The 19,991-nt window shown below is 67.7% G+C and carries 18 protein-coding genes; 12 read left to right on the forward strand and 6 right to left on the reverse strand.

Annotated elements, in window-relative coordinates; all coding sequences use genetic code 11:
* The first annotated feature begins 13 nt into the window (after positions 1-13).
* The 8 genes from ABH900_RS01100 (at position 14) to ABH900_RS01135 (ending at position 6,700) form a co-directional block, all read left to right on the forward strand.
* Positions 14-547, forward strand: a complete 534-nt coding sequence (locus tag ABH900_RS01100) for a ZrgA family zinc uptake protein (RefSeq protein WP_429620467.1) — start codon at positions 14-16, stop codon at positions 545-547.
* Positions 544-1,239, forward strand: coding sequence for an ATP-binding cassette domain-containing protein (locus ABH900_RS01105; protein ID WP_429620470.1), 696 nt, complete (start codon positions 544-546; stop codon positions 1,237-1,239). The genes ABH900_RS01100 and ABH900_RS01105 overlap by 4 nt, the downstream gene beginning before the upstream one ends.
* The gene (locus ABH900_RS01110) at positions 1,232-2,485 is read left to right on the forward strand and encodes an ABC transporter permease (RefSeq protein ID WP_429620472.1); all 1,254 of its coding nucleotides are present in this window, start codon (positions 1,232-1,234) and stop codon (positions 2,483-2,485) included. Before ABH900_RS01105 ends, ABH900_RS01110 begins: the two co-directional genes overlap by 8 nt.
* Before the next feature lie 2 nt (positions 2,486-2,487).
* Complete coding sequence (locus ABH900_RS01115; RefSeq protein WP_429620475.1) at positions 2,488-3,045, forward strand: DUF3299 domain-containing protein; 558 nt, start codon at positions 2,488-2,490, stop codon at positions 3,043-3,045.
* Positions 3,035-3,655 carry a DUF3299 domain-containing protein gene (locus tag ABH900_RS01120; RefSeq protein ID WP_429620477.1) on the forward strand — a complete coding sequence of 207 codons (621 nt, stop codon included), beginning with the start codon at positions 3,035-3,037 and terminating at the stop codon, positions 3,653-3,655. Before ABH900_RS01115 ends, ABH900_RS01120 begins: the two co-directional genes overlap by 11 nt.
* Positions 3,655-4,404, forward strand: coding sequence for a hypothetical protein (locus tag ABH900_RS01125; RefSeq protein ID WP_429620479.1), 750 nt, complete (start codon positions 3,655-3,657; stop codon positions 4,402-4,404). The genes ABH900_RS01120 and ABH900_RS01125 overlap by 1 nt, the downstream gene beginning before the upstream one ends.
* 201 nt (positions 4,405-4,605) lie before the next feature.
* Entirely contained in the window at positions 4,606-6,138 is a 1,533-nt protein-coding gene (locus tag ABH900_RS01130; RefSeq protein WP_429620481.1) for an MFS transporter, read from the forward strand.
* Positions 6,139-6,142: 4 nt separating this feature from the next.
* Positions 6,143-6,700, forward strand: coding sequence for a TetR/AcrR family transcriptional regulator (locus ABH900_RS01135; protein WP_429620483.1), 558 nt, complete (start codon positions 6,143-6,145; stop codon positions 6,698-6,700).
* 181 nt (positions 6,701-6,881) lie between these two features.
* Here ABH900_RS01135 and ABH900_RS01140 read toward each other — a convergent pair whose 3' ends face one another.
* A complete protein-coding gene (locus ABH900_RS01140) occupies positions 6,882-7,751 on the reverse strand; it encodes an AraC family transcriptional regulator (protein ID WP_429621391.1) in 870 nt (289 codons plus the stop codon).
* Between the two features lie 128 nt (positions 7,752-7,879).
* On the opposite strand from ABH900_RS01140, the gene ABH900_RS01145 reads away from it, so the two are divergent.
* Positions 7,880-8,416: a carboxymuconolactone decarboxylase family protein gene (locus ABH900_RS01145; protein WP_429620485.1), complete on the forward strand. Its 537-nt coding sequence runs from the start codon at positions 7,880-7,882 to the stop codon at positions 8,414-8,416.
* A 169-nt stretch (positions 8,417-8,585) separates the two neighbouring features.
* Here ABH900_RS01145 and fdhD read toward each other — a convergent pair whose 3' ends face one another.
* Positions 8,586-9,431 carry a formate dehydrogenase accessory sulfurtransferase FdhD gene (fdhD, locus tag ABH900_RS01150; protein ID WP_429620487.1) on the reverse strand — a complete coding sequence of 282 codons (846 nt, stop codon included), beginning with the start codon at positions 9,429-9,431 and terminating at the stop codon, positions 8,586-8,588.
* A 243-nt stretch (positions 9,432-9,674) separates the two neighbouring features.
* On the opposite strand from fdhD, the gene ABH900_RS01155 reads away from it, so the two are divergent.
* Both ABH900_RS01155 and ABH900_RS01160 read left to right on the forward strand, forming a co-directional pair.
* Positions 9,675-11,960 carry an FdhF/YdeP family oxidoreductase gene (locus ABH900_RS01155; RefSeq protein ID WP_429620489.1) on the forward strand — a complete coding sequence of 762 codons (2,286 nt, stop codon included), beginning with the start codon at positions 9,675-9,677 and terminating at the stop codon, positions 11,958-11,960.
* Between the two features lie 484 nt (positions 11,961-12,444).
* Positions 12,445-13,002 carry a DUF411 domain-containing protein gene (locus tag ABH900_RS01160; RefSeq protein WP_429620491.1) on the forward strand — a complete coding sequence of 186 codons (558 nt, stop codon included), beginning with the start codon at positions 12,445-12,447 and terminating at the stop codon, positions 13,000-13,002.
* A gap of 115 nt (positions 13,003-13,117) precedes the next feature.
* Here ABH900_RS01160 and blaL1 read toward each other — a convergent pair whose 3' ends face one another.
* The gene (gene blaL1, locus ABH900_RS01165) at positions 13,118-13,990 is read right to left on the reverse strand and encodes a L1 family subclass B3 metallo-beta-lactamase (protein WP_429620493.1); all 873 of its coding nucleotides are present in this window, start codon (positions 13,988-13,990) and stop codon (positions 13,118-13,120) included.
* Between the two features lie 201 nt (positions 13,991-14,191).
* Between blaL1 and ABH900_RS01170 the strand changes: the two genes are divergently transcribed.
* Positions 14,192-15,931, forward strand: a complete 1,740-nt coding sequence (locus ABH900_RS01170; protein WP_429620495.1) for an amidohydrolase — start codon at positions 14,192-14,194, stop codon at positions 15,929-15,931.
* Between the two features lie 54 nt (positions 15,932-15,985).
* Here ABH900_RS01170 and ABH900_RS01175 read toward each other — a convergent pair whose 3' ends face one another.
* From ABH900_RS01175 to ABH900_RS01185, 3 genes are all read right to left on the reverse strand, one after another.
* Complete coding sequence (locus ABH900_RS01175; RefSeq protein ID WP_429620497.1) at positions 15,986-18,412, reverse strand: TonB-dependent receptor domain-containing protein; 2,427 nt, start codon at positions 18,410-18,412, stop codon at positions 15,986-15,988.
* Positions 18,413-18,482: 70 nt separating this feature from the next.
* Complete coding sequence (locus ABH900_RS01180; protein ID WP_429620499.1) at positions 18,483-19,334, reverse strand: FecR family protein; 852 nt, start codon at positions 19,332-19,334, stop codon at positions 18,483-18,485.
* Positions 19,334-19,846, reverse strand: a complete 513-nt coding sequence (locus ABH900_RS01185; protein WP_429620502.1) for an RNA polymerase sigma factor — start codon at positions 19,844-19,846, stop codon at positions 19,334-19,336. Before ABH900_RS01185 ends, ABH900_RS01180 begins: the two co-directional genes overlap by 1 nt.
* Positions 19,847-19,991: the final 145 nt, after the last annotated feature.

The raw sequence follows: 19,991 nt of genomic DNA on the forward strand, positions 1-19,991 counted from the left end.
TGGAGTCGCCCCCATGAAGCGTTCTGCTGCTCTTTTCCTGCTGCTGGCCGCCAGCACCGCGCAGGCCCATGATGTCCGCCAGCTCGGTGCCCACGTGCACGGCCAGGCCACCGTCGATCTCGCCCTGGACCAGGGAAACCTGGAGCTGGCGCTGCAGGCACCAGGCATCGGCATCCTTGATTTCGAACGCCCGCCGGCCAACGCGGCCGAACGGGTGGCGCTGGCTCATGCCACCTCCGTACTGAAAAGCGGCAGTTGGGTGACTCTGCCCACCGCGGCGCATTGCCGCCTTGCCCGTGGCAGTGCAACGGCCGATGGGTTCGCCGCGGCCACGGCGCCGGTGAAGCCCGGCCAGCATGTCCATGCCGGCTTCAGCGCCCGCCTGCAGTACCGCTGCGCGAACCCGGTGGCGTTGCGCGCCCTGGTGATGCGCCTGCCGACCGTGTTCCCGGGCCTGCACGAGGTGATCGTCAACACCGTGACCGACAGCGGCCAGGGACGCAGCGTACTGAACGCCGGCAACCTGCGCGTGGTGCTGGCCCCGTGAGCACGCGACCGGTGATCGCACTGGACGAGGTGCAGTTCGGCTATGGCATGCGTCAGGTGCTGGATATCCCGCGGCTGTGGATCGAGCAGGGCAGCAGTGTGTTGTTGCGCGGTATCAGCGGCGGTGGCAAGAGCACCCTGCTGGGGCTGCTGGCCGGCGTGCTGCTGCCCAGCCGGGGGCGCGTGGAAGTGGCCGGGCATGCCTTGCAGACGATGCGCGGGGCGGCGCGGGACCGTTTCCGTGCCGATCATCTGGGCGTGATCTTCCAGCAGTTCAACCTGCTGCCGTTCCTCAGCGTGCGCGACAACATCGCCCTGGGCTTGCGATTCTCGCGCCTGCGCAGCGCACGCATCAGCGGGCCGCTGGATGACGAGATCGCACGCCTGCTGCGCGGTCTGCAGCTGGACCCGGCGCTGATGAAACGCCCTGCGGGCACGCTCAGTGTCGGCCAGCAGCAGCGCGTGGCGGCCGCGCGCGCCCTGATCGGCCGTCCGGCATTGCTGCTGGCCGACGAGCCGACCTCGGCGCTGGATCGCGGGGCTGCCAGCGCGTTCCTGCAGTTGATGGCGGCGCAGTGCCAGGCGGCCGGCACCACGGTGGTGGTGGTCAGCCATGACGAGGGTCTGCAACCGTTGTTCGAGCGCACGATTGCCCTGGCAGAGATCAACCAGGTGGAGGTCGCCCATGTTTGAGCTTGCGTGGGCCAGCCTGCGCAGCCGTGCCTTGAGCGTGGCCCTGACCGTACTGGTCATCAGCCTCAGCGTGGTGCTGCTGCTTGGCGTCGAACGCGTGCGCGCACAGGCGCATGAGGGTTTCGCCAGCACGGTGTCGGGTACCGACCTCATCGTCGGCGCGCGATCGGGTCCGGTGAACCTGCTGCTGTACTCGGTGTTCCATATCGGCGACCCGGCCAACAACGTGTCCTGGCAGTCCTATCAGGCGCTGTCTTCGTTGCCGCAGGTGAAGTGGGCCGTGCCGCTGTCGCTGGGTGATTCCTGGCGCGGCTACCGGGTGATCGGCACCAGTGGCGGCTACTTCGAACACTATCGCTACGGTGCCGGGCACGAACTGGCGTTCGCGCAGGGGCAGGCGTTCGCGGACCTGTACGAGGCAGTGATCGGCGCCGACGTTGCGCGCTCGCAGAAGGTCGGCATCGGTGATGAGATCGTGCTGGCCCATGGCACCGGCGCGGTGACCCTGGCCACCCATGCCGACAAGCCGTTCCGCATCTCGGGCGTCCTGCAGCGCACCGGCACGCCGGTGGATTCATCGCTGCTGGTGTCGCTGCCGGCGATCGAGGCGATCCATGTGGACTGGCGCTCCGGTGTGCAGCTGCGCAGCCAGCACGTCAGCGCCGAGCAGGCCCGGCAGCTGGACCTGACGCCGACCAGCATCACCGCCTTCATGCTCGGACTGAACTCCCGCATCGCCACATTCTCGGTGCAGCGCACGATCAACGAGTATCCGGACGAAGCCATGCTGGCGATCCTGCCCGGGGTAACCCTGCAGCAGCTGTGGCAATCGCTGGGCACCGCCGAACGTGCCTTGCAGCTGATCAGCGCGATGGTGGTGCTGCTGGGCATGGTCTCGCTGGTGGCGCTGTTGGTGTCGACCCTGCAGGAGCGACGTCGTGAGATGGCCGTGCTGCGTGCGACCGGCGCACGGCCGGGCTACATCGCCGGCCTGCTGGTGGTGGAAGCGGTGGCGACCAGTGCGGTGGCCTGTGGGGTCGCACTGGCGCTGCTGGTGGCGGCCAGCCTGGCCGGCCGTGGCTGGGCGCTGGCCACGTTCGGCCTGTCGATCACCCATGTGTGGCCGGACCTGCGCGAGCTGGCGTGGGTAGCCGGTGTGCTGGTGGTCAGTGCCGTGGCAGGACTGCTGCCGGCGCTGCTGGCCTATCGCCGCACCCTGGCCGATGGGCTGTCGCCCGGAGGATGAGCATGCGCGCGCGATGGCTGTTGCCGATGTTGTGCGCACTGGTGGCCTGCGAGCGGCCCGTCGATACCGGCGTGCAGGCGCTGCCGCCGTCGCCGGTACTCGACCGCGATGGCAATGCCAGTGCCGAAGAACAGGAACAGGAACTGGACTGGCTGCAGATGATGCCCGCGGACGAACTGGCCGCGCTGGAGCGGGGTGACGGGCCCGAGGTCGAGCACAACGGCAACCGGCGCATGCCGCAGTTCGGCACGTTCCGTACGGTGGACACGGTGCTGCAGCGACCCGTACGGCTGCCGGGTTATGTAGTGCCACTGGCCAACGCGCAGGATGGGCGGCTGACCGAGTTCCTGTTCGTGCCGTACTACGGTGCCTGCATCCATGTGCCGCCGCCGCCCCCGAACCAGATCGTGCATGTGGTGTTGCCGCGCCCGATCGATATGCCGGACATGTATTCACCGTTCTTCCTGGCCGGCACGTTGCGCGCCGAGCGCTTGGATGACGATCTGGCCGGTTCGGCCTACACCATGCGCGATGCGCAGCTGAGGCCTTATGAACCGTAGAACGCTGTTCGGGGGGATGTGCTGCCTGTGGCTGGCCGGCTGCATGCAGGCCGGCGGTGACGCTGCGGCCGTGGCGCAGGCCACGCCGGTGGCTGCAGCGGCCACGGCAGAAGCCGTCATCGACCGCTGGGATGCGCTGCGGCCCGACGAAGTGACCTACCAGCGCCCACCGCCACAGATCGGCCTGTCGCGCAATGGCATGGACGGCGTGGGGGGACTGATCGACGACACCGGTTCCGGCACACCGCCGGGGCAGGAGATCGACCATTCCAGCCCGGACCGGGCCAAGCAGTTCGGCTCCTCGCGCGTGGTCGATGCCGCCGACGACCGCGCAGTGGATCTGGATGGCTACGTGGTGCCGCTGGGTACCAACGATGCAGGATTGGTGGATGAACTGCTGTTCGTGCCGTTCTACGGGGCGTGCATCCATGTGCCTCCGCCGCCGCCGAACCAGATCATCCACGTGACGCTGGCCACGCCGATCGCGCTGGGCAACCTGTGGGACCCGTACCGGCTCGCAGGCCGCCTGCAGGTGAAGCGGTTCGATGCGGACATCGCCAGCGCCTCCTACGATGCTGCGGCGGCGACGCTGACCGCGATCCACAACTGATGCGCGCGCGCTGGGTCACTGCAGCGGTGACGGCAGCGGCGGCGGGCGTGGCGTTGGCCGCGTGGTTGCAGCGGCCCGCGGCACCACCGGCGTTGCCTGCGGTTGCCTTCCCGGCGCCTGCCATCGAGGCCGGCCAGCGTATCGAGCAGTGGTTGGCCGAAGACGTAGCATTTCGCAACGATGTGCTGTTCCTGCTGGCAGCCACGCTGCGCGATCGCTGCCAGCCGGCCCAGGCGGGATTGCTGGTGCGCATGGCCAATCGCGCATCACTGCCGGTGCTGGCGGCGGTCAGTGCAGTGACCCAGCGCGAGCCCGCACTGGACCGGCCGATCTACCAGTTCATCCAGCATCGCGCCGATGCCACGCGGTGTGGCCAGCCGCTGCAGGTGCCGCTGGCCGGGGGGCGCAGCATGGACGTGGACATCGAACAGTACGCGCGCATGTTTCCGGACAGCTACTTCGATCCGCAGCACAGCCACGAGCCGCGGGATTTTGCGGGCCTGTCGCTGCTACAACGTGCCGGGAACGCCTGCAACAGCGTGGTCTATTCGGTGCTGCCGCTCGGGCGCAGCGATTGGCGATGCAGCAGCCTGCGTGCCAACGCGCGGTCACGGGTACGTGGCCTGTGCGAGGACGAACTCCGCCGCCAGCACGGCAACACCGGCGGCGAGCTGGACATGGCCGTGGGGCAGGGCATGCAGGGCGCGGTGGTGGCCGCGATCGCCGCACTGCCGGAGGACTGCCGGTGATCGCTCCCTGGGTGGAGCCTTGGAACCAGGATGGGTAGCGCCAGGCCATGCCTGGCGAGCGATGCGTGTAAGTGCCTGGCTGAATGTCCATTCGAGCAAGTTCGACGCCACAAAAGCTGAACCGATCGAATGGAAGGCCTATAACTATACAGGATGTCCTGTATAGTTATGACGGTACTCCACCTCTCACCAGGTTCTCCCATGGCTTTGTCCCAGCCCTTGGCCGGTGTTCCGGCCCTGTCGCGCGCCCGCCGTTGGGCGCTGTTGTTCACCGTTGCTGCTGGCCTGCTGCTGGTCACGCTCGACAATTCCGTGCTCTACACCGCACTGCCCACCCTCACCGAAGAGCTGTCGGCCAGTGCCGGCCAGGCGCTGTGGATCATCAACGCCTACCCACTGGTGATGGCCGGCCTGCTGCTGGGTGCGGGCACGCTGGGCGACCGCATCGGCCACCGCCGCATGTTCCTGGTCGGCCTGGTGGTGTTCGGCGTGGCCTCGTTGGCGGCGGCGTTCGCCGATAGCGCCGCACAGCTGATCGCTGCGCGTGCGTTCCTCGCCGTGGGCGCCGCAGCGATGATGCCGGCCACGCTGGCGCTGATCGGCCTGAGCTTCCACGAAGCACGCGAGCGCAACATTGCGATTGCAATCTGGGGCTCGGTAGCCATTGTCGGCGCAGCCCTCGGCCCGATCATCGGCGGTTGGTTGCTGCAGCACTTCTGGTGGGGCTCGGTGTTCCTCATCAACGTGCCGGTGGTGGTGGTCGCGTTCGTGGCAACGCTGGTGCTGGCGCCAGAGGGCCAGCGTGATACTTCGCGCCCGTGGGATCTGGTGTCGTCACTGCTGGCATTGGCCGCGCTGTCCGGCCTGGTGCTGGCGATCAAATCGCTGATCGCCACGCCGCCGTCATATGCGCTGGGCGCCGGTGCACTGCTGCTGGCGGTGATCAGCGGTGTGGCGTTCGGCCGTCGCCAGCAGCGGCTGCCGTACCCGCTGCTGGACTTCGCGATCTTCCGTAACCCGGCATTTCTGGCCGGCACCCTGTCGGCGGTATTCACTCTGTTCGCCATGGCCGGACTGCAGCTGGTCACCACCCAGCGCTTCCAGCTGGTGGCAGGCTTCACGCCGTTGCAGGCCGGCCTGCTGGTGTCGGTGGCAGCACTGGGCAGCCTGCCCAGCGCGCTGCTGGGCGGCAGCATCCTGCATCGCGTGGGCCTGCGGCCCCTGATCTGCGGCGGCCTGGCGGCGGCGGCCGTGGGCGTGGGTGTGGTGGCGTTCGGCTTCCCGCACGGTCTGGGCTGGGTGGTGGCCGGCATGGCGATCACCGGCGTCGGTGTGGGCGCTGCCATCTCGGTGGCCTCCACCGCCATCCTCAACAACGTGCCGCCGCACCGCGCAGGCATGGCCTCGTCGGTTGAAGAGGTGTCCTACGAATTCGGCGGCCTGCTGGCGGTGGCGATGCTGGGCAGCCTCAGCGCGGCGATGTACGGTGCGTTCCTGCCGGTCTCGGCGGACATGCCCGAGCTCGCGCGCGAAGGCTTCACCCAGGCGCTGCACGCCGCACGTGCGGGCGGACAGGGTGAGTGGTTCGCGTTAGCCACGGCGGCGTATGACCGGGGCTACCAGATCGTGCTGCTGGTGATCGCGGTGGTGCTGGCGCTGGGTGCGGCGATCATCGCGCGCCTGCTGCGTGGACGCGTCGGTGGCCGCGAGGGCGCGGCCGATCGCGTAAAATGACACGATGAGAACCAGCAAGCGCGACCGCATCCTCGACGCCGCCGTCAACGTGATCAATCGTGATGGCGTGCGTGCGGTGACCTTCGAGTCGGTGGCGGCCGAGGCACAGCTGACCCGGGGTGGCCTGCTGTACCACTTCCCCTCGCGCGAGGCGCTGTTGCGCGGAATCGACGAGCACCTGGTGCGGGCCTGGGAAACGTCGATGGAGGCACTGCTCGGCAAGTCCGCTGCCGACGCCACGGCGCTGGAGCGTTACCAGACCTTCGTCCGTGTTTCGGCACAGAGCGCTACCCGTGCCGAGCTGATGTTCATGCTTGAATCTGCCGACCCGGATGCGGGCGAGCGTCCCTGGGGCCCGGCGGTACGCCGCTGGGCACCGTCGGCACCGGAGGCGGGCAGCAATGATTCTACCGCGCTGGACAATTTCGTGGCGCGGCTGGCTGCCGATGGCCTATGGATCTACGAGGCGATGTACGAAGGGCAGCTGGATGAAACGGTGCGCGCCCAGGTCGCCGAGCGGATTGCCGGATTGCTGGCGAAGTCTGATGGGACGTCCAGCTGATCCCTCCGGGACATGCTCGACTGCTTTCCGGTCAGACGACGAAAATGCGGCTTCGGTAGCGTCGGCTGCTGGCCGACTGCCCTTCGCGGGGATTCAGGAGAATCCCGCGCTGCGCGCGATAGTCGACCAGCGGTCGACTCTACCCAGTCGATCTCTCCATCCCTCCGATATCACCCTGTCGTCAAGCAAGGCCGGCCAGCCACGCTCTCGGCGACGCACCCAGCCGCTTGCGGAACGCCTTCGACAACGACGCGGTATCGGCGAACCCGACGTCGATCGCCACCTGCTTGACCGCAACGCCCGCACGCAGCTGCGCGCAGGCCAGGCTCAACCGCCAGTCCAGCAGGTAGCTGGCCGGCGTGGTCTGCATCACGTCCTTGAACACCGCTGCGAATGCGCTGCGTGACATGCCGGCGGTGGCGGCCATGCACGGTAGCGTCCAGTCCTGCTGTGGTGCCTGGTGCATCGCCACCAACGTGCGTGCCAGCCGCGCGTCGGACAGCCCGCGCATCAGTCCGTGGCTGACCCCAGCCGCATCTGGATGATCGACCACCCAGCGCAGGATCTGGATCAGTGCCACCTCGAACAGCCGGTTGGTCAGCAGGCGCGATCCGCAGCGCTGGCGGTCGGCCTCGGCGAACAGCAGGTGCAGCGTGTCGTCCAGCTCATCGATCGCGGCCAGTGGCACCACCATCACTGGTGGCAGCGACTGCACGACGGGATTGCGCGCACCACCATCAAAGTCCAGCGTGGCGCAGGTGAAGTCCGGGCCGTCCAACGGCGCGTTGAAGAACACATGGTGCACGGGTTGCGGGTAGAGCAGCAGGCTGGGGGTATCGATTTTCAGGCGCGGCAGGGCGATGTCGCCGCCCGGGTGGCGCACCTCCATTTCGCCCCGGCGCAGGATGTGCAGGAACGCGCGCCCGGGCTGCGGCTCGAACACATGGCGTCCACAGAGTGGCCCGCTGTGGAACAGCGCAGCCTGCACGCGGAAACGTTCCAGCAGGCTCGACAGGCGGTCGGGTGCGGACGTATCCGCCGGCGCGGGCAGTGTGCTCATGGGGGAGTGCTCATGGACGAATGGACAACTGATAAAGCTTAAATGGCCAGTAACGTCCAGTGAGTCTACCTAGCATCTGCGGATCGTCCAATCCCGGACGTTTCCGAAGGAGATCCACCATGTCCCGTGTCCCCCTGATCGATGCCTCCGCCACCAGCGCCGACCGCCAAGCCCTGCTGGGCCAGGTGCATGCCGCCTTCGGCGCCACCCCGGCCATGTTCCGTGCGGTGGCCAATTCCCCGGCCGCGCTGCAGAGCATGTGGGGTTCATTTGGCGCTCTTGGCGGCGGTCGCCTGTCGCCGCTGCTGGGCGAGCAGATCGCCGTGGCCATCGCCAATCGCAACGCCTGCGAGTACTGCCTGGCCGCGCACACCGCGCTGGGCCGCAAGGCCGGCGCCAGCAGCGAGCAGATGGCGGCGGCGCAGATCGGCCAATCCAGTGACCCAGCCACCGCTGCGGCGCTGGACTTCGCGCTGAAGGTGGTCGAGCAGCGCGCACAGATTGCCGACGGTGATGTGCAAGCGCTGCGTGGGGCGGGCTTCGATGAGGAGCAGATTGTCGAGATCCTGGCCCACGTGGCGCTCAACCTGTTCACCAACTACGTCAACGTGGCGTTTGATGTGCCGGTGGACTTCCCCAGTGTGGCGCTGCGCTGAAGCACCGTCCCGCTTTTCGGTAGGGTCGATCGCTGGTCGACTGCGTTTCGTTCAATTGGCGGAAAAGCCCGCGCTGCGCGCGTTAGTCGACCAACGGTCGACTCTACCAAGGTGGTTCGTCGGCCTGCAGTCGATGTGCCGGTGGTCGTTCCGGTCGTCCCAATCGGGTTTACCCAGCCGGTTCGTCCACCTGCAGCCGATCCGGATGGGTGTACACATTGAATCCGCTTTCCCGCGCGAACCCGACCAGGCACAGGCCGGCGCCGCGCGCCAGATCGATCGCCAACGCCGTGGGTGCCGACACGGCGGCCAGCACGCTGGCACCGGCACGTACCGCCTTGCTGACCATTTCGTAGCTGGCCCGGCTGGAGATCAGCAGCAGGCCGCCGTCAATGGTGTGTTCATTGTGGTGCAGGGCGCCGATCAGCTTGTCCAGCGCATTGTGGCGGCCCACGTCCTCGCGCACCCAGCCGATGCGGCCGCTGGCATCGGCCCAGGCCGCGGCGTGGATGGAGCCGCTTACCGCATTCATCGGCTGATGCTGGGCCAGGGCTGCCAACGCCCGTTGCAATGCGGCCGGCGGGTAGGTCCGGCGCTCGCGGATCGGCGGCAGCGGCCGCAGCACGTCTTCGAGCTGACGGGTGCCGCACAGTCCGCAGCCCCCACGGCCGGGCAGCAGCCGTCCATCGGCCGGATCCAGGCCGGCGGCGGGGGCATCATCGGTTACGGTCATCTGCAGCTCGATGCCTTCCAGTTGCGGGTGAACTTCGATCGACAACAGCTGCGCCGGCGCGTCGATCAATCCCTCACTGAGCGAGAAGCCCAGCGCGAAGTCTTCCAGGTCACACGGCGTGGCCATCATCACCGCAAAGGGAGCGCCGTTGTAGCGCAGGGCGAGCGGCACCTCCTCGGCCACCACGTCGATCTGCTGCTGGCGACCTCCGCGGCGCCAGCGCTGCAACGGGCGCTGCGCCGTGCCGGCAGGCGGAGTGTGCGGCGGGGTCGAATCAGGCATGCAGCATGTCCGGGCAAGGGAGGTGCGCAGGTGGTCGACCACCCACGGTTTCGAGGATAGCGCAGTGGTCACGCCCTGACGTGCCTGTAACCGTTGCCATGGCAGCGTGTAGCGAAAACAGCGCGGCCCTCTGGCGCAGCGGCCTCGGCCATGCCAGCCTGTCCTGCTGGAAGAGTCGCCCGCAGGCGGCCACTGCCATGTTGCGCCGTTCGTTGTTGCGTTCCTCCCACAGGGTTGCCGAACATGTCCGAGCAGAAGCCGCCGCGTTACAAGCCCTACAACCAACCGGCCGGAGGCTGGGGTGCTGCCGGCGCCACCGCCAAGGTGCTGCTGCAGCAGAGCGTGATCGGCAAGGGCTCCAAGGCGCTGCTGGCGATGAACCAGCCCGGCGGCTTCAAGTGCCCCAGCTGCGCGTTCCCCGATGCCGACGAACGCAGGAAGCTGGAATTCTGCGAGAACGGCGCCAAGGCGCTGGCCTGGGAGGCGACCCAGTTCCGCGCCGGTCGCGAGCTGTTCGCCCAGCACACCGTCACCGAACTGATGGCGCAGACCGACTACTGGCTGGAGATGCAGGGCCGGTTGACCGAGCCGATGCGCTACGACGCGGCCACCGATCACTATGTGCCATGCAGCTGGGATGAGGCCTTCGCGATGATCGGCCGCCATCTGCAGGCGCTGGACAGCCCGCACCAGGCCGAGTTCTACACCTCCGGACGCACGCCCAACGAAGCGGCATTCCTGTATTCGATCTTCGTGCGTGAGTTCGGGACCAACAATTTCCCGGACTGCTCCAACATGTGCCATGAACCCACCAGCCGCGGCCTGCCGCCGGCCATCGGGGTGGGCAAGGGCACAATCGTGCTGCGGGATTTCGAGCATGCCGAGGCGATCTTCGTGATCGGCCAGAACACTGGCACCAACTCGCCGCGGATGATGAGCAACCTGGTCGAGGCGCGCAAACGCGGCATCCCGATCGTGGCCGTCAACCCGATGCCCGAGCGCGCACTGATCCGCTTTGCCGAACCGCAGGACGTAGTGCAGATGGCCACGTTCGGCTCCACCGAGATCACCAGCGAATTCGTGCACATCCGCATCGGCGGCGACCTGGCCCTCATCAAGGGCATGATGAAGGTGATGTTCGAACGTGAAGCGCAGGGCGAACGTGTGCTCGACCACGACTTCCTCGATGAACACACGGTGGGCCTGGACGCGCTGCGCGAGGACGTGCTGGCGCAGGACTGGGGCGAGATCGTAAGCGTGTCCGGCATTTCGCAGGCGCAGATCCACCGGTGCGCGGAGATCTACATCCGTTCCAACGCCACCGTGATCTGCTATGGCATGGGTCTGACCCAGCACCAGTACAGTTCGCGCCTTCTGCAGCAGGTGGCCAACCTGCTGATGCTGCGCGGCAACTTCGGCAAGCCCGGTGCGGGCATCGGGCCGATCCGCGGCCATTCCAATGTGCAGGGCGACCGCACGGTCGGCATTGACGAAAAGCCCAAGCCCGCCTATCTGGACCGGGTGCAGCAGGTGTTCGGCTTCGAACCCCCGCGCGAACATGGCCACCATGTGGTCGAATCGATCGAGGCGATGCTGGAGGGCAGCGCCAAGGTGTTCATCGGCCTGGGCGGCAACTTCATCCATGCCGTACCGGATACCCCGCGCGCGTACCAGGCCATGCGTGGCCTGGAGTTGACCGTGGGCATCGCCACCAAGCTCAACCGCGGGCATCTGGTGCATGGGCGCGATGCGCTGATCCTGCCGGTGGTGGCGCGTTCGGAGCGTATCGTGACGCCTGCAGGTGAGCAGTTCGTCACCATCGAAGATGCCATGTCGAACGTCACCGCGTCGCGCGGCGTGCTCGAACCGGCCAGCGCCGATCTGTTGCCCGAGGTGGAGATCGTCTGCCGCATGGCGATGGCCACGCTGCCGCACAGCAAGGTCGACTGGGCAGGCTGCATGCACGATTATGCGCCGATCCGCGAGTTGATCGCGGCGGTGTACCCGGACATCTACACTGGTTTCAACGACCTCATCCAGCAGCCGCACGGCTTCCACCTGGACATTCCGCCGCGCCGGCGCGTGTGGCCTACGCCCAATGGCAGGGCCAACATCCTGGTGATGCCCGGATTGGATGTGGACGACCCGGTCGACGACCCGCAGATGCTGCGGCTTGCCACCGTGCGCTCGCACGACCAGTACAACACCACCCTTTACAGCTACAACGACCGCTACCGGGGCGTTTACAACGACCGCATGGTGCTGTTCATGAACATCGAGGACCGGCTGGCGCGCGGGTTGCAGAAGGAAGCGCAGGTCAGCCTGGAGACGATCAGCAACGATGGCGTGCGCCGCTGCATCGAGGGCCTGACGGTGCTGGACTACCCGATGCCGCGCGGCGCGCTGGCCGGCTACTACCCGGAATTGAACCCGCTGCTGCCGCTGGGCTACTACGACCGGATCAGCGGAACCCCGGCGGCGAAGTCGATCCCGGTGCGGATGCAGGCGATGGCGGCAGCGATTGCCTGACGCGCGCATCGGCTATCATCGACGCGTGAACCTGCCTGGCCTGCTGCTGCGATGGATGCTGCTTGTCGCCCTGGTGCTGAATGCACCAGCGCTGGCGCTTGCCGCATCCGGTGGCACTGGGCAGGCCGTTCCTGATCACTGCGCTGCGCCGCACAGCGGTGCCATGGCCGCCGCCGGTTGCTGCGAAGCGGCGACCTCAATGGCTTGCCAGAGCAGTGAATGCGAATGCCCTCCGGCCTGTGCTGGCATGGCGGCGACCCTGGCCGGTATACCGGCCTCGCTCTGGCGCGAGGCCCCTGTAGCGGCCAGTTCCCCGCAACGCGCGCCGCCGCCGATGCCGGACCCGCTGCGACCACCCATCGCGTGATTCCGCGCAGGCCGTCCGTGCCTGCCGCCGTTGCTGTCTCCATTCTCGACTCAGCCCGCGTGCGCGATGCGCGCGGCAGCGGGCCACGTTGCCCGCATCTGCAAAGGAATCAACACCATGAACCGTCCTCTCTCCCTCGGCCTCCTGCTGGGTACCGTCCTGGCCACTGCCGCCTGCGCGCGTGCTGCCGGAGAATCATCCGCTGCGCCCGTCACCGGCGAAGCTACGGCCGTCGCGGCCACGACCACGCCAGTACGGCTGGCACAACCGGCACAGACCGACCCGGCACTTCCGGTGGCCATCGTGCGCAAGACCGCCAGCTGCGGCTGCTGCGGCGTATGGGTGGATCACCTGAAGGCAGCCGGTTTCCAGGTCGACGTGCGCGATACCGATGACATGAATCCGGTCAAGGTCCGCCTCGGCGTTCCGGTTGGCAAGGCCTCCTGCCATACCGCCGAGATCGGCGGCTACGTGGTTGAAGGTCATATCCCGGCGCAGGACATCAAGCGTCTGCTGGCCGAGCGGCCGGCGGCACGCGGCCTGGTGCTGCCGGGCATGCCGGCCGGCTCACCCGGCATGGAGATGCCGGATGGCTATGTGCAGCCGTACACCGTTGAACTGGTGCGCAACGATGGCAGCATCGAGCCCTTCGCCCAGCACGGCCAGGGCGGCTGACAGGCGGCGGTGCCGGTCGGCCTGACCGGCACCCGTCGTCGACCTCCCTGTAGAGCCGAGCCCACGCTCGGCTGCTTTCTGCTGGCACGCCGAGCATCGGCTCGGCTCTACAGGATCAGCGGCTCGCCGCGGCTTCCTTTGCCAGCTGCGCGTCGAGCTTCTTTGCCGCCTCATCCGCGTAGGCCTGGCAGGTCAGCACGTTGGCAGCGGCCGTGTTGCCGGCGGCATAGTTCCACCGGCTGGCGCCAGGATGCGGAGTCAGCAGCAGATCGCAGGGCAGGGCACGCACCGTGGCGAAGCTGCGCGTGTAATCCTCGATCAGGTGCGGATAACGGGCGTTGCCACGCAGCTGGTAGCCCGGCGCGCTCAGGCTGTCGGCGTAGGCGATGCGCACCGGCTTGCCCTTGCGGGTGTCGGTCCAGGTCCAGGCCGTGCTGCCAGGGGTGTGCCCCGGCATGAAGTGCGCGGTGAACGCGATTCCGCCCATCGTGACCACTTCACCATCCATGATGATGCGGTCGGCGTTCACCGGCGGGAAGGTGATGCCATCACCGAAATGCAGGTCATTGCTGCCGCCACGTGCCAGCAGCACCGCCGATTCGGCATTGGCCAGCACCTGTGCACCGGTGCGGCGCTTCAGCTCCGCCACCGGCCCGGCATGGTCGGCATGCGCGTGGCTGAGCAGGATCAGGCGCAGATTCTGCGGTGTGACGCCGCGCACCTTCATGTTGTTCATGAGGTGGTCGGCCATCTGCGGCATGCCGCCGTCGAGCAGCACCGCGCCCTCGTCGGTCTGCACCAGCAGTGCAGTCAGGTTCTGGGTACCGATCTGCCAGGTGTGGTCGGCAATCTGCAGGGGCGCCATCGGCTGCAGCCACGAATCATCCACGGTGTAGGCCCGCAACTGCGGCAGCGGCGCTTCGGCAGCGCTGGCCGGGAGCGTGGAAAGTGCGGTGGCAAGGGCGAAGGAAAGAAAGAGCGAGCGCATGTGAAAGAGGGCGTTGGAAGGTGAATCGAGGCTAGCACGCGGTTTTACGCCGCCGTTTCGATGATTCCTCATGACTGCCATGAGCCTGCGTTGCGGCTGTCAAACAATGGCGCGCACAGGCGGGTGAAAGGGCGATGCCGTTCGCAGCGTCATCGCGGCATGCGCGGTAGCCTGCGCGGACCACAAGGAAGGAGCAGGCGCATGTGTATTGTGTGCAACCCGGGGGCAGCGGCATTCCTGCAGGCACGTCGCGAGTTTCTCGCTGGCGTGGTCGGGCTGGGCGTGGTGGCGCTGGCAGGGACGGCAGTTCCATCGACGGCGTTCTCGGAAACGCGATCGCCGGCGCTTGACGGGCCGGCGGATCGGATTTTCCACGGTGGACCGATCCATACGCTCGGCCCCAAGGGCAAGGTGCAGGCCATTGCGGTACGCCACGGACGTATCCTGGCCACCGGCAGCCGCGAGGAGGTCATGCTGCATCGTGGCCGTCACACCGATGTGGTCGATCTGCGGGGGCGGGCGCTGTTGCCGGGCTTCATCGACCCGCACATGCATTCGGCGATGGCGATTCTTTCCGATTGGCTGGACGTGACGCCGTTCAGTACGGCCACCTTGGCCGACGCGCTGTCGAAGATTGGCGCAGCGGCGAGCGCGCGCAAGCCCGGCGAGTGGGTGATCGCGCAGGGCATTGATCCCTCATTGATGCCGGGCGCGCCGATCACCCTGCACGCATTGGATGGCGTGGCGCCGGACAATCCGGTGTTCGTGCTGGAGTCCAACGGCCATGTCGCCTACAGCAACAGCAAGGGGTTCGCCGCGGCCGGGGTGACCGATGCCACGCCCGACCCTGACCAGGGGCGCTACGATCGCGAGCAGGGCAGGCTGACCGGACGCATGCAGGAATCGCCTGCGATGAAGCCATTCATGGCGGTGATGCCGATGCCCAGCCAGGAGCGCAGCGCCGAGCTGATCCAGCAGTTGTTCGCCGACGCGACCAAGGCCGGCTGCACCAGCCTGCACGATGCGGGCATCGGTACCGGCGGCGTGACCGATCTGGACGTGCTCAACGGCGTGATGGCGAGCAATCCGCCGGTCCGTTACTCCGGCTTTCTCACCTCGGACCTGATGGATGACTGGGTCCAGCGTGGCATCACGCCGGGCCACGGTGATGATCGCTTCCGCCTGACCGGCATCAAGTTCTGGTCCGATGGTTCCAACCAGGCGCAGACCGGCTATCAACGCGAGAACTATCTGGGGTCGGACAAGCGTGGCGCGCTGAACTACACCGAGGCACAGTTGATTGCCGGCGTGCAGCGGGCCCATGACCTGGGCTGGCAGGTGGGCATCCACGCCAACGGTGATGCGGCCATCGACACCACCCTGAATGTCCTCCAGGCCGTGCTGGCAAAGACCGCGCGTACCGACCATCGCCACCGCATCGAGCACTGCAGCGTGCTGCATCGCGAGCAGATCACCCGCCTGGCGCAGCTGCAGGTCTCGCCCTCGTTCCTGATCGGCCACGTGTACTACTGGGGCAAGGCGTTCCGTGACAACATCCTTGGCCCGCAGCGCGCGGCCCTCTACGACCCATGCCGTTCGGCGCTGGACGGTGGCCTGCGCATCTCGCTGCATTCGGATTTCAATGTCACCACCATCGATCCGCTGCGCTACATCGACAACGCGGTGAACCGCCGGATGCGTGATGGCGGCGAGGTATTGAACCCGGGCGAATGCATCAGCGTCGAGCAGGCCCTGCGCGCGGTCACCATCGACGCGGCATGGCAGTGCCGGAGGGATGACATTGTCGGCAGCCTGGAGCACGGCAAGTATGCGGACATGGTCATCCTCGACCGCGATCCGCTGACGATCGATCCGGCCAAGGTCCTTGAGCTGAAGGTCACCGAGACCTGGCTGCAGGGCGAGCAACGCTACGCCGCCTGATCCATTGACCCGCCCACGGGCCCGGGGCGACTGCACCCCGGGCCCCCGGCGGGCTCAGTACCGGTATTGCCAGCCCAGTGTCAGCACCCGGCCACGGCCGGAGAAGTAACTCGGGTTCGACGGCGTGGTCTGCGAGTAGTAGCTGATGTACTGCTTGTTGGCCAGGTTCTGCACGCCCAGCGTGAAGGCATGCTTGTCCAGCGTATAGCGCGCGACCAGATCCACCGTGGTGTAGCCCTTGAACGCCGCTACGCGCGCGCCAAGCAGGTCGAAATCGCGATCGAAGGCGTGGCTGGCCTGCAGACGGGTGCTCAGCTGCGTGGTCCAGGTCTGCTCCCAGAACGCGGTCAGCCGGTTCGGCGCGATGTTGACGCCGGCCAGGTCGCTGTCGAGGCGTCCGTCGACGTTGGCGTCGTAGCGGCCATTGGCGCGCGCGTAGCCCAGGCCGAGGCGGCTGTCGCCCAGGCGCAACCGCAGATTGCTTTCGAAGCCTTCCACACGGGTGGCCTGGCGTTGCACCGCGTAGGCATCAATGCCCGGATCGTAGACCAGCACCGAACCGAGCTTGGATTCGGAGGTGTAGTAGGCGATGTCACCGCTGAAGCGGCCATCGTCGTACTCCAGGCCGATCTCGCGGTTGTCCGATACCACCGGTGACAGGTCCACCAGGCTGTCCACGCGTTGGCCGTCGCGGTTGATCGCACGCAGCACGCGGCCGACGTCGGCCACGGTGTAGCCTTCCGAGTACGAAGCGTAGGCGTTGAGGCGGTCGTTGATGTACCAGACCGCGCCGAAGTTGGGCAGGGTCTCGCTCATGGTCGGCTTGCCGCCTGCCACCTTGCGCGCGCCATAGCGGGGCAGGGTGGTGTAGTCGCCCACCTCCAGCTCGCCCTTCTCGTAGCGCAGGCCGCCGGACAGCATCAGGTGGTCGCTCGGCCACCAGTGCAGCTGCAGCAGCGGCGACAGGCTCTGGTAGGTGGTCAACGGCACCCAGTTCATGCCGCTGGCCAGCAGTACCTGGTGGGTGCGGTCGCGCAGGCCGTCCAGGCCCAGGGTCACGTCCAGCGTGGTGTCGGCGATGCGGGACCAGCTCTGGGTCAGCTTGAAGCCGCGCTTGTCCGATTCATTCTGGGTCTGGTCCCAGGCGGCATTGGCGCCGGTGTTGCCCCACGGATCCCACTGACTGGCCCCGTAGCGGCCTTCGAAATCGACAGCGAATGCCTGTGCCTGGAAGCGGCCGCCGAGCAGGTCGGCAGCGCTGTAGTCCACGGTCAGCGAACGCGAGCGGTTCATCGGCGGCTCCAGCGGCGTATCGCCAGGCACCGAAATGGTGGGGCGTCCGCTGCGGAAGTCGCCGTTGACCGCCAGGTAGTTGTCCAGCCCGCGCAGTTCGTAGCGGTTGGCCATCACCTGCAGGCGGTGGCCCTCGGCCAGGTTCCAGCCGAGCTTGGCGAACACGTTCGACGAGGTCGAATCCATCAGCTCACCCTGCGCGTTGGTCCCGATCGAGCGGCCCTTGCCGTCATGGAACAGGCCCTGCCGCTCGTAGGCCAGGCCGGCCACCAGGTCGAACTGCTCGCCGCGCGCGCCGACCAGCGCCGAGGCGCGCTGGCCATTGTCATCGTGGTGGCTGGGCAGTCCGCCGCTGTAGCTCAGGTTGCTGTCCAGCAGGAACGCGCCCGGTTCGCTGGGGGCACTGCGGGTGATGATGTTGACGATGCCACCGGTACCGCCGATGCCCTGCAGCGCGTTGGCGCCGTGGATGACTTCGATGCGCTCGATCATCGCCGGGTCGATGGTGTGCGAATCACGCGAGCCATCGCGCAGCGGGGTGGACTGCGGCACACCATCGACCATGTACAGGATGCCGCGGCCGCGCATGCTCTCGCCGTAGTTGGACATCTTCTCGCGGGCGGGAGCGAAGGCCGGAATCTGTGCCGACAGCACGCGCGAGACATCCGAGCCCAGCGCCAGCTGCTGGGCGATGTCCTCACGGGTCAACACGGTGATGGTGTTGGGCATGGCGGTCTCGCCCTGCGGCATGCGCGCGGTGGACGCCGATACGGTGACACGGGCCAGTGAGGTCGCCGCGGCCGGCTGCGTGGGCCGTGCAGGTGTGGCTGCCCTGGCCTGCGCAGGTGCAGCGGCAGTCGTGCTCACCACGAAGACGCCCGGCGCGCGCTCCTGCAGTGTCAGGCCGTGGCCGGCCAGCAGGCGCTGCAGCGCCTCGCGCGGGGTGTAGCGGCCATCCAGTGCTGGTGCGGTGCGCCCACCCACGCTGTCAGCAGCAAACAGCAGCTGGATGCCGCTTTGCCGCGCCAGCGCGTTGAGCGAGGCCTGCAGGGAGCCAGCCGGCAGGTGGATGTCCACCGCGGCCGGGGCGGAGGTCTGTGCAGCGACGGGCAGTGCGGCACACAGGCACACGGCGAGCAGGGTGGGGGCCAGCCGGCGCAGCGCGGCAGGCGGAACAGGGCGGGTCATGCGGGGTCCTTCGGAGGGGTTCAAGCACCTGCCGGATGAGAGGCCGCGCAACCCACCCTCGTGGTGGCGATCAATCGCGTGCACGCAGATGCAGACTGCCATCGGCCGCGGTCTGCAGCTGCACCGGCAGGATGTCCGGCAGCAGTGCCACCGCGGTCTCGGCGCGGTCGGCGTCGAACACCCCCGAAACCAGCAGCGTCCCTAGCGCTGGGTCATCCAGCACGATCGGTCGATCATGGTAGCGCTGCAGGATGCGCAGCACTTCCGACAGCGGCAGGCGATCGAACTGCAGCCGCCCGCGGGTCCAGTCGGCCCGGTCCGGGCCGGCGGCCTCGGGGGGCGACAACGAACCTGCCTGTGCCAGCAGGCGCTGGCCCGGCTTCAGGCGCTGCTCGGCATCGCTGCCGTCGACGCGCACGCCCACCTCGCCGCGCCACAGGGTCACCTCGCTGAGATCGCCCTGGCGGTCCACATCGAACACCGTGCCGTAGTTGCGCACATGCACCGGTCCGGCATCGACCTGGAATCGCCGCCATGCCGAGTGCTGGACGTTGAAGCGGGCGCGGCCCTGCAGCAGCACCACCTGGCGCGAGCGCAGGTGGCGGCGGACCTGCAGGTGGGTCTCGGCATCCAGCAGCAGCCGGCTGCCATCGGGCAGGGTCAGCTGGCGGCGGTCGGCCACCGAGGTCCGGTAGTCCCTGGTCTGCCATGCCGGATCGGCCAGCAGCACCGAAGCGACCGCCAGCGCCAATACGGGCAGCACCATCTTGGCCGCGCGGCGACCACCGCGGCGGCGCAGCTGCTCGGCTTCCGGCAGTGGGAAGCGCACCTTCAATGCGTCGCGGTGCTGGTTGAGCAATTGCTCGGTGGACGGTACGCGCGGCGGTTGCGCGGGCGGCGCGGGCGGCGGCCTCCGGCCCATCACTGACCTCCGTGCAGGCGGCAGTCGGCCACGGCCAGGCGCAGATGGCGCTCCACCGCCTTCAGGCCGATGCCCATGCGCCGCGCGACATCGGCCTGCGGCACTTCATGGATCTTGTGCAGGATGAACACCTGCCGGCGCCGGCAGGGCATGCGTTCGATGCTGGCTGTAAGCCGTTGCAGGGCCTGCTGTCCCTGCGCGTGCTGGGCCGGGCCGGGGCGGTCGCAGGCGCTCTCGGGCAACTCGGCACGCGGTTCCACCCAGTGCCGGCGCAGGTCTTCGGCGCGGCAGCGGTCGACCGCCGCATCGTGGGCGATCCGTCGCAGCAGGGCCAGCGGCTGCCGCGCATCATTCACTGCAGGGCGTTCCAGCAGATTGACGCAGACGTCGTGCACGACCTCACGGGCCAGCGCCGGCGAACGGAAGCGGCGACGCAGGTAGTCCACCAGTTCTTCGTAGTGACGCACCAGCGAGGACACCAGGGGTAGCGCGGGTGGAGTGGAAGGGGGCATGCGGTCGGGCGGCAGGGCGAAAGGGTGCGCGCCGGAAGGACATCCCTGCGCACTGCTGCAATACTAATGGGAACTGTTCGCGTTTGATATGCCGGTGTCGCGACCGGGATTGTTCGCCGGGGCCGGAAGGTGAATCCACACTCAT

Origin of the sequence: Stenotrophomonas sp. AN71 (genome assembly GCF_050435725.1) — a bacterium.
Classification (GTDB): Bacteria; Pseudomonadota; Gammaproteobacteria; order Xanthomonadales; family Xanthomonadaceae; genus Stenotrophomonas.